Source organism: Burkholderia sp. IT-111MI5 (assembly GCF_949752865.1).
GTDB lineage: Bacteria > Pseudomonadota > Gammaproteobacteria > Burkholderiales > Burkholderiaceae > Burkholderia > Burkholderia pyrrocinia_C.
Genome location: NZ_CATKIF010000072.1, coordinates 16,139 through 29,341, shown reverse-complemented (window position 1 = coordinate 29,341; position 13,203 = coordinate 16,139). Strand labels below are relative to the sequence as shown.

Here is a 13,203-nt window from a genome sequence, read left to right as displayed (position 1 = left end):
CGCCGCAACGCGGCACATCGCTGCGACAGTGTCGAAACCGATGCTTTATCAACGTCCGCACGCCGCATTTCGCTTAACCGGGCGACATCGCGTTACGCAACTGCGTCCAGCGCAGCAATCCGGCATTGGTTATCAGAAATCGATGTTTCCCGCGTTGCGCAAAACGTTGAACACTCTGCTGATCACGCAGCACCCGGTCAGCAACGTTCATCGCGAACCTGACCGATCCGCGCAGCGACCCGATGCCTACACAGCCATGACATCCCTTTCCGTATCGCCTCGCGCAGCCGACCTGCGCGTCGTCACGCCGTCCCGCGACGAGCCGGGCCCGTCTGATGCCCGGCAAACAGCCGAACGCCTCGCGCCCGTCCTCACGCTGCCCGACCGGCCTGCGCTCGCGACGTCGATCCGCGCCCGCGCGCAGGTGTTCGTCGATCCGCGTTCGGTCGCGCTGCTCGAGCGGATTCGCCTCGTCGCACCGAGCGACGCGAACGTGCTGATCGTCGGCGAGACGGGCACCGGCAAGGAACTGATCGCGCGCCACGTGCACAGCCTCAGCCGCCGCAACAACGGGCCGTTCGTCGCCGTGAACTGCGGCGCGTTCTCCGAAACGCTGGTCGAGAGCGAACTGTTCGGCCACGAGAAAGGGGCGTTTACGGGCGCGTTCAGCGCGAAACCGGGCTGGTTCGAAGCCGCGAACGGCGGCACGCTGTTTCTCGACGAGATCGGCGACCTGCCGCTGTCGATGCAGGTCAAGCTGCTGCGCGTGCTGCAGGAGCGCGAGGTCGTGCGGCTCGGTTCGCGCACGAGCATGCCGATCGACGTGCGCGTGGTCGCCGCAACCAACGTCGACCTGCAGCAGGCGGTCGCGACCGGGCATTTTCGCGGCGACCTGTTCTACCGGCTCAACGTCGTGCAGCTCGCGGTGCCGACGCTGCGCGAGCGACCGGGCGACATCCTGCCGCTCGCGCGCCACTTCTTCGACGACTACCGCAGCCGCCTCGGCTACGGGCCGCGCAGCATCGATCCGCGCGCCGAGCGCAGGCTCGAGGCGCACGGCTGGCCCGGCAATATCCGCGAACTGGAGAACGTGATCCATCATGCGCTGCTCGTAAGCCGTCACGATTCGCTGCAGGACACCGACCTGCACATTGCATCGCCGTGCATGCCGGCGGCCGCCGCGCGCGCGCCGGATGCGTCCGCCGCCGCGCAGGACGCGCTCGAACGCGCGCTGCGCGACCTGTTCGACGACGGGCACGGCAACCTGTTCGAACGCATCGAGGACACCGTGATGCGCGTCGCGTTCGAGTTCAGCCACCGCAACCAGATCCAGGCGGCGCGGCTGCTCGGCATCAGCCGCAACGTGCTGCGCGCGCGGCTGATTCGCGCGAAGGAGATCGCGGCGGCGAAGTAGCAGCATCCCCCGGGCGGACCATCGCTCGCCCCGGCACGGCACGATCGCGCCCGCGATCCGTGCAGCGACGTCCCGACCTGATGTATCGTGGCGCGAAGCGCGCGCCCGTTGCCGCATCCGGTCGGCGATGCCGACCCTGCCTGCGACAGGGCACCCGCACGATCATCCGCTGCACGAAAGCCGTCCGGCGCCCGCGCGTGCCCGACCGAGCCCCGTTCACCCGTCAGGAACCGTCGCCATGAAGAAGCTTGTGAACCGCCCGTCCGATGTCGTGCGAGAAATGCTGGAAGGCATCGCGCGGCAGTCGCCGCATCTCGCGATCCTCGGCGACGAGCTCGTGCTCGTCCGCCAGCCGCTGCCCGAGCCGGCGCAACGGCCCGTCGCGATCCTCTCCGGCGGCGGCAGCGGCCACGAGCCCGCGCATGGCGGCTACGTCGGCGAAGGGATGCTGAGCGCGGCCGTGTGCGGCGAAGTGTTCACGTCGCCGTCCACCGACGCCGTGCTTGCCGCGATCCGCGCGAGCGCCGGCCCGAACGGCGCGCTGCTGATCGTGAAGAACTACACGGGCGACCGGCTCAATTTCGGGCTCGCCGCCGAGCTCGCGCGGGCGGAAGGCATTCCGGTCGAGATCGTCATCGTCGCCGACGACGTATCGCTGCGCAGCCGTGTCGAGCGCGGCCAGCGGCGCGGGATCGCCGGCACCGTGCTGATCCACAAGCTCGCCGGCGCGGCCGCCGCGCGCGGGCTGCCGCTCGCCCGCGTCGCGGGAATCGCGCGCGAAGCGGCGGCCGAGCTCGGCACGATGGGCGTCGCGCTCGACGGCTGCACGATCCCGGGCGCCGACAAATCGGGCTTCAGCCTCGCCGATCACGAGATCGAGCTCGGCCTCGGCATCCACGGCGAGAAAGGCGTCGAACGCCGCGCGCCAATGCCCGCGGACGCGCTGGTCGACACGCTGCTGTCGAGCATCGTCGCCGATCTCGTGCTCGACGGCGGCGAGCGCGTCGCGCTGTTCGTCAACGGTCTCGGCGCGACGCCGGACATGGAACTCGCGATCGTGCTTCGCGCCGCGTACGACAACCTGAGCCGGCGCGGTATCGTCGTCGCGCGCGCGTGGGCCGGCACGTTCCTGTCGGCGCTGAACATGCCCGGCTGCTCGATCTCGGTGCTGCGGCTGAACGAAGAACGCGCGGCGCTGCTCGACGCGCCGACGCAGGCGCGTGCATGGCCGGGCGGCGGCGCCGTGAATGCGCACATCCGCGTGGCCGCGGCCGACTCGCACGACGCGCCGCTGCCGCCGCTCGATGCGGCCGGCCGCGCGTGGGCCGCGCGCCTGCAGCCGGCGCTGCACGCGGTCGCGCAGACGCTGATCGATCACGAGCAGACGCTGACCGACCTCGATGCGGCGGCCGGCGACGGCGATCTCGGCGCGAGCATGCTGCGTGCCGCACAGGCGATTCTCGAATTGCCCGAAGCCGTGTACGGCACGCCGGCCGGTGCGCTCGCGGCGCTCGGCGCCGCGTTGCGCCGTGCCATTGCCGGCAGTTCAGGACCGTTCTATGCGACCGCGCTGCTGCGCGCGTCGCGCCGGCTGGCCGATATCGCGGAGCCGTCGGCGCGCGACTGGGCCGCGGCGTTCCGCGGTGCGGTGGATTCGATCAGCGAACTCGGCGGCGCGCACGCCGGCGACCGGACGATGCTCGATGCGCTGGTGCCGGCCGCCGATGCATTCGACCACGCGCTCGACGGCGATCGCGATCCCGCGAGCGCCTGGACGGCGGCCGTCGAGGCCGCCGAACACGGTGCGCAGCAAACGGCGCGCATGACGCCGCGCGCGGGGCGTGCGAGCTATCTCGGCGAGCGCGCGATCGGCACGCCGGATGGGGGGGCCGTTGCGGTGTCGTACTGGGTGCGCGCGTTGCAGCCGCACGTGCGGTAAGCGCAAACGCGCCCGGGCTCACCGTGCGCTATCTCGTCCGCCCGGGCAACAGCGTCGCCGATGAATGGAGGGAACGCAGAGCGTGCGCTATGCAACGGTCGCAGTAGCCTGCATCGTCAGCCAGCCATCCTGATGCGACATGACACGCGGGTGACAACAAACCGATAGTTTGCTATCGAATGTTTTTGCCCTATCATCTCGCCCATGACCAATCTGCACGACCTCCGCCTCGCCGTCAGCAGCCTGCTCGTGCTGTCCGCGCGCAAGTGGCGCCGTACCAGCGACGGCGTGCTGAACGCGTACAACGTGTCCGAAGCCTGCGCGACGCCGCTGTTGATCGCCGGCCGCCTCGGCGAAAGCGTACGGCAGGGCACGCTCGCCGAACACGTCGGCATCGAAGGGCCGTCGCTCGTGCGCCTGCTCGACCAGCTGTGCGCGGCCGGCCTCGCGCGCCGTGACGAGGATCCGCACGACCGCCGCGCGAAAACGATCTCGCTGACGGCCGCCGGCCGCGCGGTCACCGCGAAGATGGAGGAAGACCTGCGCGTGCTGCGCGCACAGGTGCTCAAGGGCGTCACGCGCGCCGATCTCGAAACGACGCTGCGCGTGCTGAACGCCTTCAACGCGTCCGACGCGGCGCAGCCCGCGCCGCACCCGCCCCACGCCGCCGACTCCGCGTCATGACCTATCCGAGCCTTCGCGACTGGCTGTTCTCGGGCAAGACGTTCGCCGCGTCGATGCTGGCGCTGTACCTTGGCCTGTATTTCCAGTTGCCGCGCCCGTACTGGGCGATGGCGAGCGTCTACATCGTGTCGAACCCGTTCGTCGGCGCGACGCGCTCGAAGGCGCTGTATCGCGCGCTCGGCACCGCGCTCGGCGCGGCCGCCGCGATCTTCTTCGTGCCGCCGTTCGTCGAAACGCCGATCCTGTTCAGCATCATCGTCGCGACGTGGTGCGGCACGCTGCTCTACCTCGCGATCTCCGACCGCACCGCACGCAGCTACGTGTTCATGCTCGCCGGTTATACGATGCCGTTGATCGCGCTGCCGACCGTGACCGATCCGTCCACGGTATTCGACGTCGCGATCGCGCGCACCGAGGAAATCGTGCTCGGCATCGTGTGCGCGAGCGTGGTCGGCAGCGCCGTGTTTCCGAACCGGCTCGCGCCGACGCTGATCGAGCGCACCGACGCATGGTTCAAGGACGCCGCGTTCTACGGTCGCGAGACGCTGTCCGGGCATATCGCCGGCAAGGCGCTGTCCGCGTGCCGGCAGCGCCTCGCGACGACGATCACCGGCCTCGAATTCCTGCTGAGCCAGTTGGGTTACGACCATGCGCATCCGAGCATCCTCGCGCGGGCGCAGGCGCTCGCGGGCCGGATGCAGTTGTTCTTGCCGCTGATGTCGTCGCTCGCCGATCCGCTGATCGCGCTGATGCGCGACCTGCACGTGCGCCCACCCGCGCTCGATGCGCTGCTGGCCGACGCCGCGAAGTGGTTCGACGCACCGCTGCCGGCCGTGAAATCCGGCACCGACGGCGACATGGCCCACGATCCGGTCGCGGATGATCTGCGCGAGCGCATCGCCGCGCTGCAGCCCGCCGACAGCGCGCTGACGAGCTGGGACGGCGCGCTGCTGTCGAATGCGCTGTGGCGGCTGCGCCAGGTCATCGACATCTGGCAGGACTGCCGCTCGCTGCGCGCGCTGATCGCGAACGAGTCGGGCATCTGGCAGCCGCGCTACCGGCACTGGCGGCTCGGCGGCACCGAGCGCTTCTTCGATCGCGGGATGATGCTGTTCTCCACGCTGACCGTCGTGCTCGCGATCGTGTTCGCATGCTGGCTGTGGATCTCGTCCGGCTGGCACGACGGCGCGGCCGCCGTCACGCTCGTGGCCGTGTCGTGCAGCTTCTTCGCCGCGCTCGACGAACCCGCGCCGCTGGTGTTCAAGTTTTTCCTGTCGACGGCCGCGAGCGTCGTGTTCGCGGGCCTGTACCTGTTCGTCGTGCTGCCGCACGTGCACGACTTCGCGATGCTCGTGCTGATGTTCGCGGGCCCGTTCATCCTGATCGGCACGCTGCTGCCGCGCCCGCAGTTCAATATGGTGACGATGCTCGTCGCGGTGAATACGGCCACCTTCATCAGCATCCAGAGCGCCTACGAAGCCGACTTCTTCGTGTTCCTGAACAGCAATCTCGCCGGCGTTGCCGGGCTGTTGTTTGCGTATCTTTGGACACGCGCGACGCGGCCGTTCGGCGCGGAACTCGCGGTGCGGCGCCTGCTGCGCTCGGGCTGGGAGGACGTCGTGCGCTCCGCATCGACACAGCCGCTCGACGACCAGCGCAACCACGCATCGCGGATGCTCGATCGCGTCACGCAACTGCTGCCGCGTCTCGGCGCATCCGACGACCACCGCCACCCGTCGATCGAAAGCTTCCGCGACCTGCGCATCGCGCTGAACGCGCTCGACCTGCGCCGCTCGCGCCGCCGGCTGTCGGGCGACGTGCCCGACGCGATCGATCGCGTGCTGGCCGGCGTCACCGACCACTACGCGCGCTGCGCGGCCGCGAACGCGCGCCAGCCCGCGCCGCCGGCGCTGCTCGCGTCGATCGACGATGCGCTGCACCGCGTGGCCGGCCGTAACCTGCCGGGCACCGCACCGGCCGACGGCGGCACGGCGCCGGCCACGCCCGCCACGCACCGCCGGCTGCGCGACACGCTGCACGCGCTCGTCGGCCTGCGCCTGTCGCTGTATCCGGCCGCGGCCGCACAAGCGCCGCAGGCACCGGGCGGAGCACGCGCATGATCCGGCTTTCCAACCTGTCTTTCCGAGCGCGACCATGATCGGCGAAATCGACATCTTCGGCGTATTCGTGCCGGCTCCGCTCGTGCTGATGCTGATCGCCTACCTGATCAACATCGTCGTGCGCGCGGTGCTCGAGCGCGTCGGCTTCTACCGCCTCGTCTGGCACCGTTCGATCTTCGACCTCGGCATCTACGTGTTCGTGTTTGCCGCCGTCGTGATCGTTTCCCACCATCTCGCGGCTACCTAACGTGAAAAAATCCTGGCTCTCGGCAGGGCAAATCCTGCTCACCCTGATCGTCGTCGTCGTGGCCGGCCTCGTGCTGTGGCGGATCATCAACTACTACATGTTCTCGCCGTGGACGCGCGACGGGCACGTGCGCGCCGACGTGATCCAGGTCGCGCCGGACGTGTCGGGCCTCATCACGTCGGTACAGGTCGCCGACAACCAGGAGGTCAAACGCGGCCAGGTGCTGTTCGTGATCGACCAGGCCCGCTACACGCTCGCGGAGCGGCTCGCCGAAGCGACGCTCGCGCAGCGCCGCGCGACGCTCGCACAGGCAAAGCGCGAATACGCGCGCAACCTGCAGCTCGGCAACCTCGTCGCGAGCGAGCAGGTCGAGGAAAGCCGCACGCGCGTCGAACAGGGCGAGGCCGCCGTCGCCGATGCGCAGGTGTCGCTCGACACCGCGAAACTGAACCTGCAGCGCACGACGATCGTGAGCCCCGTCGACGGCTACCTGAACGACCGCGCGCCGCGCGTCGGCGAATACGTGCCGGCCGGCCGCGCGGTACTGTCGGTCGTCGACCGCAATTCGTTCCGCGTCGACGGCTACTTCGAGGAAACCAAGCTGCGCGGCATTCATATCGGCCAGCCGGTCGACATCGTCGTGATGGGCGAGCCGCATGCGCTGCGCGGCCACGTGCAGAGCATCGTCGCTGCGATCGAGGACCGCGACCGCACGCAGGGTGCGAACCTGCTGCCGAACGTGAACCCGGCATTCAGCTGGGTGCGGCTGGCGCAGCGCGTGCCGGTGCGCGTCGTGCTCGACGAGGTGCCCGACGACTTCCGGATGATCGCGGGCCGCACCGCGACGGTTTCGATGCGCGAAGCCGACACGCGCCGCCGCGACAACGCGAAGCCGGCAGCCGCCAGCGCGACGTCGGCAGTCGCGCCGGTATCGGCGGCTTCCGGTGCGGCCGCGAGCACGGCGGGAGCATCGCGATGAAACGGCACGGTCTGCGCCTCGCGGCGGCACTCGCGCCGCTCGCGCTCGCACTCGGCGCGTGCAAGTCCGTCGGCCCCGATTACAAGCTGCCGCAGCAGGCGTACGTGAATGCGCCGCTGGCGAACCATGCGCTCGACGACGCGAACGGCATGCTCGTATCGCGTGATGCGGTGCCCGGTAACTGGTGGCAGCTATACGACGATCCCGTGCTCGACGAGCTCGTGCGCAGCGCGCTGAAGTCGAACACCGACCTGCGCGTCGCCGCTGCCAACCTCGCGCGCTCGCGCGCGGCGCTGGAAGTCGCGAACGAACAGGGCGGATTCTCGGGCGGTGCGGAGGCGGCCGTGCAACGCGCACAGGAATCGGCTGAACAGTACCTGCTCGAAAACAAGCTGCCGGTCGTCAACGAAGGCGCGGTCGGTTTCAACGTGTCGTACGAGATCGACCTGTTCGGCAAGCTGCGGCGCGGCGTCGAAGCCGCGCGCGCGGACAGCGAAGCCGTCAGGGCGGCCGGTGACCTGGCGCGCATCACGGTCGTCGCCGACGTCGTGCGGGCGTACGTCGAATCGTGCTCGGCCGGCGACGAGCTGGCGATCGCGAAGCAGTCGCTCGCGCTGCAAAAGCAGCGCGTCGCGCTGTCGCAGCGGTTGCGCGATGCCGGACGCGGCAACCAGACCGACGTGACGCGCGGCGTGACGCAGGTGCGCACGCTCGCCGCCGATATCCCGCGCTTCGAAGGCCGCCGCAAGGTCGCGCAATACCAGCTCGCCGCGCTGCTCGCGCGCTCGCCGGCCGACCTGCCGAAGGCCGTCGCCGAATGCAAACGCCTGCCCAAGCTGCGCCAGCCGATTCCGATCGGCGACGGCGCCGCGCTGCTGCGCCGCCGCCCCGACGTTCGCGAAGCCGAGCGGCAGCTTGCCGCTGCAACCGCGCGAATCGGCGTGGCAACCGCCGCGCTGTACCCGTCGGTCAGCATCGGCGCGTCGGCCGGCTCGGTCGGCCTCGCCGCCGACCTGTTTTCGTCCACGACCAATCGCTGGTCGTTCGGACCACTGATCAGCTGGTCATTTCCCGTCAACGGCCAGCGTGCGCGTGTACGCGAAGCCGAGGCTGCGACGGGCGGCGCGCTCGCGCACTTCGACGGTGTCGTGCTGAACGCGCTGCGCGAAACGCAGTCGAGCCTCGCGACCTATGCCGCCAACGTGCAACGCACCGATGCACTGCGCACGGCCTACGAATCGGCGCGCAATTCCGCCGACGAAACCCATCGTCTCTACGCGGCCGGCCGCGAGTCGTTCCTCTCCGACCTCGACGCGACGCGCACGCTGACGAGCGTGCAGGCGCAGGTCGCGGCGGCCGAAGGGCAGGTCGCCGCCGATCAGGTGCGGCTGTTCCTCGCGCTTGGCGGCGGATGGGACAGCGACAACGCGGCGACCGCACGGGATGCCCGGCCCGCCACCGCGCGTGCCGCCCCTGCCGCGTCGCCCCCCGCCGCGAACGAGTAATGGCCCAAGCGTCATAGGCCTCGGTATATGGCGTCGGCTTCGTGAAACGCCTTGCGCAAACGGGTTTTCCTGATTCGCGCCATAGCATCCGGAGAACGACGGGACGCCCGCGTTGACGGTAAACTGCCCGATGCACTTCCATTCATCTTCCGCTGCCGCTCCGGCAGCGGCATCCCCTCGGAGAGTCATCATGCGAACCAGCGCCCGCAACCATTTCGCCGGCCGGATCAGCGCCGTCAAGCCCGGTGCCGTCAACGACGAAATCACGCTCCGCACGCAGGACGGCCTCGACATCGTCGCCGTGATCACTCACGGCAGCGCGGCTTCGCTGGGCCTCGCGGCCGGCACGCAGGCGTTCGCGCTCGTCAAGGCATCGTCGGTCATCGTGATGGTCGACGTCGACAGCAGCAAGGTGTCGGCCCGCAACTGCGTCGCGGGCACCGTATCGTCGGTCGCGAAGGGCGCGGTCAATTCGGAAGTCGTGATCCAGGCCGCGGGCGGCGCCGAAATCGTCGCGATCGTGACCAACGACAGCGTCGATCGTCTCGGCCTCGCGAGCGGCACGGTCGCGGCTGCGATCTTCAAGGCATCGAGCGTGATCGTCGGCGTCGAGTGACGCGTGACGAGCGCCGCGATCGTGATCCGGTTTGCGCCGCGCATTCGCGCGGGTCGTGTCGCCCGGCCGTCACGCGGGTGCGCACGATGACCGCCGCACACGATCGCACCGAACCGTCCTCTCATGAACGGGCGTTGCAGGCGCTGCTGCTCGCGGCGGCCAACATCGACACGCCCGACACACGCCTGTTCGGCGCCCTCGTTGCGGCACGCGCACGGCGCAACGAACTCGCGCTGCTCGGCCTGTCGCATGCGCAGTGGGTTGGCCTGCTTGCCCGCCGGTTTCCGCGCCTGCCTTCCGCCGATGCCGCCGCACTCGTGTCGACGGCTGCGATGGCGCTGCTGCCATTCGCCCACGCGGCATTCGTCACGACGCTGCACGCGCGGCTGATGGACGACGCGAACCCCGCCGCGACCCGCGACGACGCCGACTGCCTCGCGTCGATCATCGCGCATGCGTGCCTGCGCCCCGACCATCTGTGGCGCGACCTCGGGCTCGACGGACGCGATGCGGTATCGGCGATGCTCGATCGCTATTTCCCCGCGCTCGCCGCGCGCAACGTCACTCACCTGCGCTGGAAAAAATTCCTCGCGCAGGAAGTGGCTGCATCGCTCGGCATACCACCGAGGCCCGCCCCCGGATGCCCGGGCTGCGAAGATTTCGGCTTCTGCTTTCCTCGCGCGCAATAGCCGCCGCGGCGGCTGCGCTGCCCGCGCGTTTCGTCGCATCGCCAACCGGAGAAACCGCCTTGACCGACATTGCCAGCCCCAACCTGCCGTCGCGCGATTTCGAAACCACGTCCCGCTTCTACGAAAAACTGGGTTCGTCGAAACGTGGCGCGATGACGGCTGGATGATCCTCAAACGCGGCGACCTGTTGCTGGAATTCTTTCCGCACCCCGAACTCGATCCGGCCGCGAGCTGGTTCAGTTGCTGTTTCCGGCTCGTGGATGTCGGCGCCTTCTTCGACGACATGCTCGCAGCCGGCATTCCGGAGCAAAGGACCGGCTGGCCGCGAGCGCACCGGCCGGCACGCGAAGCGTGGGGCGGCACGGTCGGCGCACTGATCGATCCGGACGGTTCGCTGATCCGGTTGATCCAGACGGAAGACTAGGCTCGCACCCACTGTCGCTGCCGCGATCGAGCGGCAATGGAAATGCACGGGCGCACGATTCGACGCACGCCCCATAAACGGTCACCTTGCGATGCGCATCGCATGCGTCGTGGCCGTTCACCGCTTACGACGCAGTCAATGCCGATGCCGGTGATGAATGTCCGGGAAATGCGCGTGACTATGCGTGATCGGCAGATGCACATGCGGATGCGTGTGCGGTTCGTTGCCATCGTACGGAAAGTCGTGCGTATGCTGGTGATGTTCGTCGTGCCGATGCCGGTGCGTATGCTCGAGCCGCTCGTGCGCATGCGTGTGTTCGTGCCGTTCGCGCACATGCAGCCAGATGCCGAGTGCCATCAGCGCGGCGGCGATCCAGAACGTCGCGGGCGGCAGCGCGGGCCAGATCAGCAGCGACAGCACCACGCCGAACAGCGGCGCGATTGAAAAATACGCACCCGTACGCGCGCTGCCGAGATGACGCAGCGCGACGACGAACAGCACGAGGCTGATCCCGTAGCCGCCGAGCCCCGTCAGCATCGCGGCGGCCGTGACCGGCACGGCGGGCAGCGTTGCACCGGTCGCCAGCGCGATGCCGATGTTCACGGGCCCGGCGATCAGCCCTTTCACGCACGCGATGACCATCGCGTCGTTCGCGGCGACCTTGCGGGTCAGGTTGTTGTCGATCGCCCAGCACAGGCATGCGCCGACGATCAGCAGCGCGCCGACCGGCACGCCGGCACGGCCCGGTATCCACGACAGCAGCGCGCCGCCCGCGACGATCGCGACCATTCCGAGGAACACCTGCACATCCACGTTCTCGCGAAACACGACCCACGCGATGACGGCCGTCAGCACGCCTTCGAGATTGAGCAGCAGCGCGCTCGTCGCAGCCGGCGTGCTCGACAGCCCGAGCATCAGCAACGCCGGGCCGGCCACGCCGCCCGCCGCGATCGCGCCGGCCAGCCACGGCAGGTCGGCGCGCTGCAGCGGCGCGGCATCCGCGGCCGGTGCGCGGCGGTTACGCAACCCGCGCAGCAGGATCCCGATGCCGAGCCCGACGCCGCTGCCGAGATAGAACAGGCCGGCGACCATGAACGGCGACATTGCGCCGATCAGCGCCTTGGCGAGTGGTGTCGCGGCGCCGAACAGCGCGGCCGCGGCGAGCGCGACGAGAATCGCGGAATGTCTCGGGTTCATGATCCGGTTGAATTGACGTTAAAAAACGGTGGCCGTGGCTTCGGGTCGGTTCGTGTCGGTGCAAGCCTCCCGCACCTTTCGAAATGCAAGCCGCATCGCGCCGAACAACCTGCGCGTGGCATCACGATCCAGCCGGGATTATCGCTCGTCATCATGTCACGATGGCCGGGCGGGGTCGTTCACATGCCGATCGACGATCCCGATATCACTATTTTAGGAAACCGAATTATCTGATTGAAGCGCCATCGCAATCAGGCATGCGTACTATCCATGCGCAAACTTCAAAGTCGAAGCATCGCAGATGCAGCGCCGATTGACGGAATCCGTTCGTCCGGTTGCGTTGCCGGTCTGATGTCGCAGGGAGAGTGCCGGCGGGTCAACCGCCGGTGGAGGCAGTCCTGACCTGCCCCTTTCGAGGCAGGTCAGTCTGTCGTGTGATTCGCCGCATGCGGAGAGCATGCGGGTGCGCCGTGCAGTCGACGGCGGCGCAGCGCGCGTTACTCGTTTCCGGCCGTTTGCTGCTCGATCTGCGGCGCGGCGTCGGTCTGCGCTTCCGCGTTCGCCGGTTCCGGCGCTGGTGCTGCGGCCTCGGCCTGCTGCTCGGCCTTCGGCTGCTGCTGCGCGCCCTTGGACGATTGCGCCGCACCCTTGCCGGGACGGCGTGCCTTCAGCCGACGCGCCCGCGCGGCGTCGTCATGCGTCACGCGCCCTGCTTCGTTGCCCTGCAGATCGACCCGCACCGCGTCTTCGACAAGGCACGACCAGTAGCGGTTGCCGCGGCACCACGTCGACATCGCTTCACGCAGTTCGGCTTCGTTGAGGCCCACGGCCTGGGCCTCGCGTGCGAGGTCGTCCCAGATGCCGACCTTGAGCGGTACTTTGGGGGCCGGATTCTTCGGGAACGCGCGCGGAAACTTCCGCTGCAGTTTGCCGATCGCGACGATGACCGGATCGACCGGCGCCGACGGCTTCGCCGAAGCGGGCTTCGCGCGGTGCTGCGCTTTGGCGCCAGCACCCGGTTTGGCCCCGCGGGCCGGCTGGTCGCCGGACTTCGGCTTCGCGCCGGCGTCCGTCGGCGCTGCAGGTCGCTTCGCGTTGCGCTCCTGCTTGGCCTTCGCTGCGAGCTGCGCCCGCAATTCGGCAAGTTGTTCAAAACCCATAAATTCAATCCACCAGGAATATAAGGTGTGGTTCGTGCGGCCATTCCGCGCGGCGCAAAAAAGCTTCGCCGCCACGCGTGCGACCCGTCTGCCGCCGATGCGGAACACTACGGGGCCGCATCGCGCACGCCACTCTGTTTTCAGGCACCCGGCCACGATGCCGGACAAGGCAGGAGGGAAGTATACCGGTACGCGCGACGGCTGGCTGACTCGCCGGTCTGCATTTGCC

General features: G+C 69.0%; 12 protein-coding genes and 1 pseudogene. 11 read left to right on the top strand and 2 right to left on the bottom strand.

The window, feature by feature from the left end; all coding sequences use genetic code 11:
• Window positions 1-256: 256 nt before the first annotated feature.
• The 10 genes and pseudogenes from ACM6JT_RS33185 (at window position 257) to ACM6JT_RS33140 (ending at window position 10,617) form a co-directional block, all read left to right on the top strand.
• Window positions 257-1,414 (top strand): sigma-54 interaction domain-containing protein, encoded by a 1,158-nt coding sequence (locus ACM6JT_RS33185; RefSeq protein WP_414858033.1) that lies wholly within the window; start codon window positions 257-259, stop codon window positions 1,412-1,414.
• 238 nt (window positions 1,415-1,652) lie between these two features.
• Window positions 1,653-3,353, top strand: coding sequence for a dihydroxyacetone kinase family protein (locus tag ACM6JT_RS33180; RefSeq protein ID WP_414858032.1), 1,701 nt, complete (start codon window positions 1,653-1,655; stop codon window positions 3,351-3,353).
• A gap of 204 nt (window positions 3,354-3,557) precedes the next feature.
• On the top strand, window positions 3,558-4,037 hold the full coding sequence (locus tag ACM6JT_RS33175; protein ID WP_111020852.1) for a MarR family winged helix-turn-helix transcriptional regulator: 480 nt from the start codon (window positions 3,558-3,560) through the stop codon (window positions 4,035-4,037).
• Window positions 4,034-6,157, top strand: a complete 2,124-nt coding sequence (locus ACM6JT_RS33170) for an FUSC family protein (protein ID WP_414858031.1) — start codon at window positions 4,034-4,036, stop codon at window positions 6,155-6,157. Before ACM6JT_RS33175 ends, ACM6JT_RS33170 begins: the two co-directional genes overlap by 4 nt.
• 34 nt (window positions 6,158-6,191) lie before the next feature.
• Window positions 6,192-6,404: a DUF1656 domain-containing protein gene (locus ACM6JT_RS33165; protein WP_034182541.1), complete on the top strand. Its 213-nt coding sequence runs from the start codon at window positions 6,192-6,194 to the stop codon at window positions 6,402-6,404.
• 1 nt (window position 6,405) lies between these two features.
• Window positions 6,406-7,383: an efflux RND transporter periplasmic adaptor subunit gene (locus ACM6JT_RS33160; protein ID WP_414858030.1), complete on the top strand. Its 978-nt coding sequence runs from the start codon at window positions 6,406-6,408 to the stop codon at window positions 7,381-7,383.
• Entirely contained in the window at window positions 7,380-8,888 is a 1,509-nt protein-coding gene (locus ACM6JT_RS33155; protein WP_414858029.1) for an efflux transporter outer membrane subunit, read from the top strand. The genes ACM6JT_RS33160 and ACM6JT_RS33155 overlap by 4 nt, the downstream gene beginning before the upstream one ends.
• A 190-nt stretch (window positions 8,889-9,078) precedes the next feature.
• Window positions 9,079-9,504 (top strand): TOBE domain-containing protein, encoded by a 426-nt coding sequence (locus ACM6JT_RS33150; RefSeq protein WP_034182544.1) that lies wholly within the window; start codon window positions 9,079-9,081, stop codon window positions 9,502-9,504.
• Between the two features lie 86 nt (window positions 9,505-9,590).
• Entirely contained in the window at window positions 9,591-10,193 is a 603-nt protein-coding gene (locus ACM6JT_RS33145) for a nitrogen fixation protein NifQ (protein WP_414858028.1), read from the top strand.
• 59 nt (window positions 10,194-10,252) lie between these two features.
• Window positions 10,253-10,617: pseudogene (locus ACM6JT_RS33140) on the top strand (bleomycin resistance protein).
• Between the two features lie 135 nt (window positions 10,618-10,752).
• On the opposite strand, the gene ACM6JT_RS33135 reads toward ACM6JT_RS33140, so the two are convergent.
• Window positions 10,753-11,814: a DMT family transporter gene (locus tag ACM6JT_RS33135; RefSeq protein WP_034182546.1), complete on the bottom strand. Its 1,062-nt coding sequence runs from the start codon at window positions 11,812-11,814 to the stop codon at window positions 10,753-10,755.
• On the opposite strand from ACM6JT_RS33135, the gene ACM6JT_RS33130 reads away from it, so the two are divergent.
• Window positions 11,800-12,048: a hypothetical protein gene (locus ACM6JT_RS33130; RefSeq protein ID WP_175749283.1), complete on the top strand. Its 249-nt coding sequence runs from the start codon at window positions 11,800-11,802 to the stop codon at window positions 12,046-12,048. The genes ACM6JT_RS33135 and ACM6JT_RS33130 overlap by 15 nt on opposite strands.
• A 263-nt stretch (window positions 12,049-12,311) precedes the next feature.
• Here the strand turns inward: ACM6JT_RS33130 and ACM6JT_RS33125 are convergent, their stop codons facing one another.
• Entirely contained in the window at window positions 12,312-12,974 is a 663-nt protein-coding gene (locus ACM6JT_RS33125) for a ProQ/FinO family protein (protein WP_034182547.1), read from the bottom strand.
• Window positions 12,975-13,203 lie beyond the last annotated feature (229 nt).

Bases quoted from the DNA above. Each gene is read 5' to 3' on its own strand.
- ACM6JT_RS33185 (WP_414858033.1), top strand. From the start codon at position 257: ATGACATCCCTTTCCGTATCGCCTCGCGCAGCCGACCTGCGCGTCGTC.
- ACM6JT_RS33180 (WP_414858032.1), top strand. From the start codon at position 1,653: ATGAAGAAGCTTGTGAACCGCCCGTCCGATGTCGTGCGAGAAATGCTG.
- ACM6JT_RS33175 (WP_111020852.1), top strand. From the start codon at position 3,558: ATGACCAATCTGCACGACCTCCGCCTCGCCGTCAGCAGCCTGCTCGTG.
- ACM6JT_RS33170 (WP_414858031.1), top strand. From the start codon at position 4,034: ATGACCTATCCGAGCCTTCGCGACTGGCTGTTCTCGGGCAAGACGTTC.
- ACM6JT_RS33165 (WP_034182541.1), top strand. From the start codon at position 6,192: ATGATCGGCGAAATCGACATCTTCGGCGTATTCGTGCCGGCTCCGCTC.
- ACM6JT_RS33155 (WP_414858029.1), top strand. From the start codon at position 7,380: ATGAAACGGCACGGTCTGCGCCTCGCGGCGGCACTCGCGCCGCTCGCG.
- ACM6JT_RS33150 (WP_034182544.1), top strand. From the start codon at position 9,079: ATGCGAACCAGCGCCCGCAACCATTTCGCCGGCCGGATCAGCGCCGTC.
- ACM6JT_RS33145 (WP_414858028.1), top strand. From the start codon at position 9,591: ATGACCGCCGCACACGATCGCACCGAACCGTCCTCTCATGAACGGGCG.
- ACM6JT_RS33130 (WP_175749283.1), top strand. From the start codon at position 11,800: ATGTCTCGGGTTCATGATCCGGTTGAATTGACGTTAAAAAACGGTGGC.
- ACM6JT_RS33135 (WP_034182546.1), bottom strand. From the start codon at position 11,814: ATGAACCCGAGACATTCCGCGATTCTCGTCGCGCTCGCCGCGGCCGCG.
- ACM6JT_RS33125 (WP_034182547.1), bottom strand. From the start codon at position 12,974: ATGGGTTTTGAACAACTTGCCGAATTGCGGGCGCAGCTCGCAGCGAAG.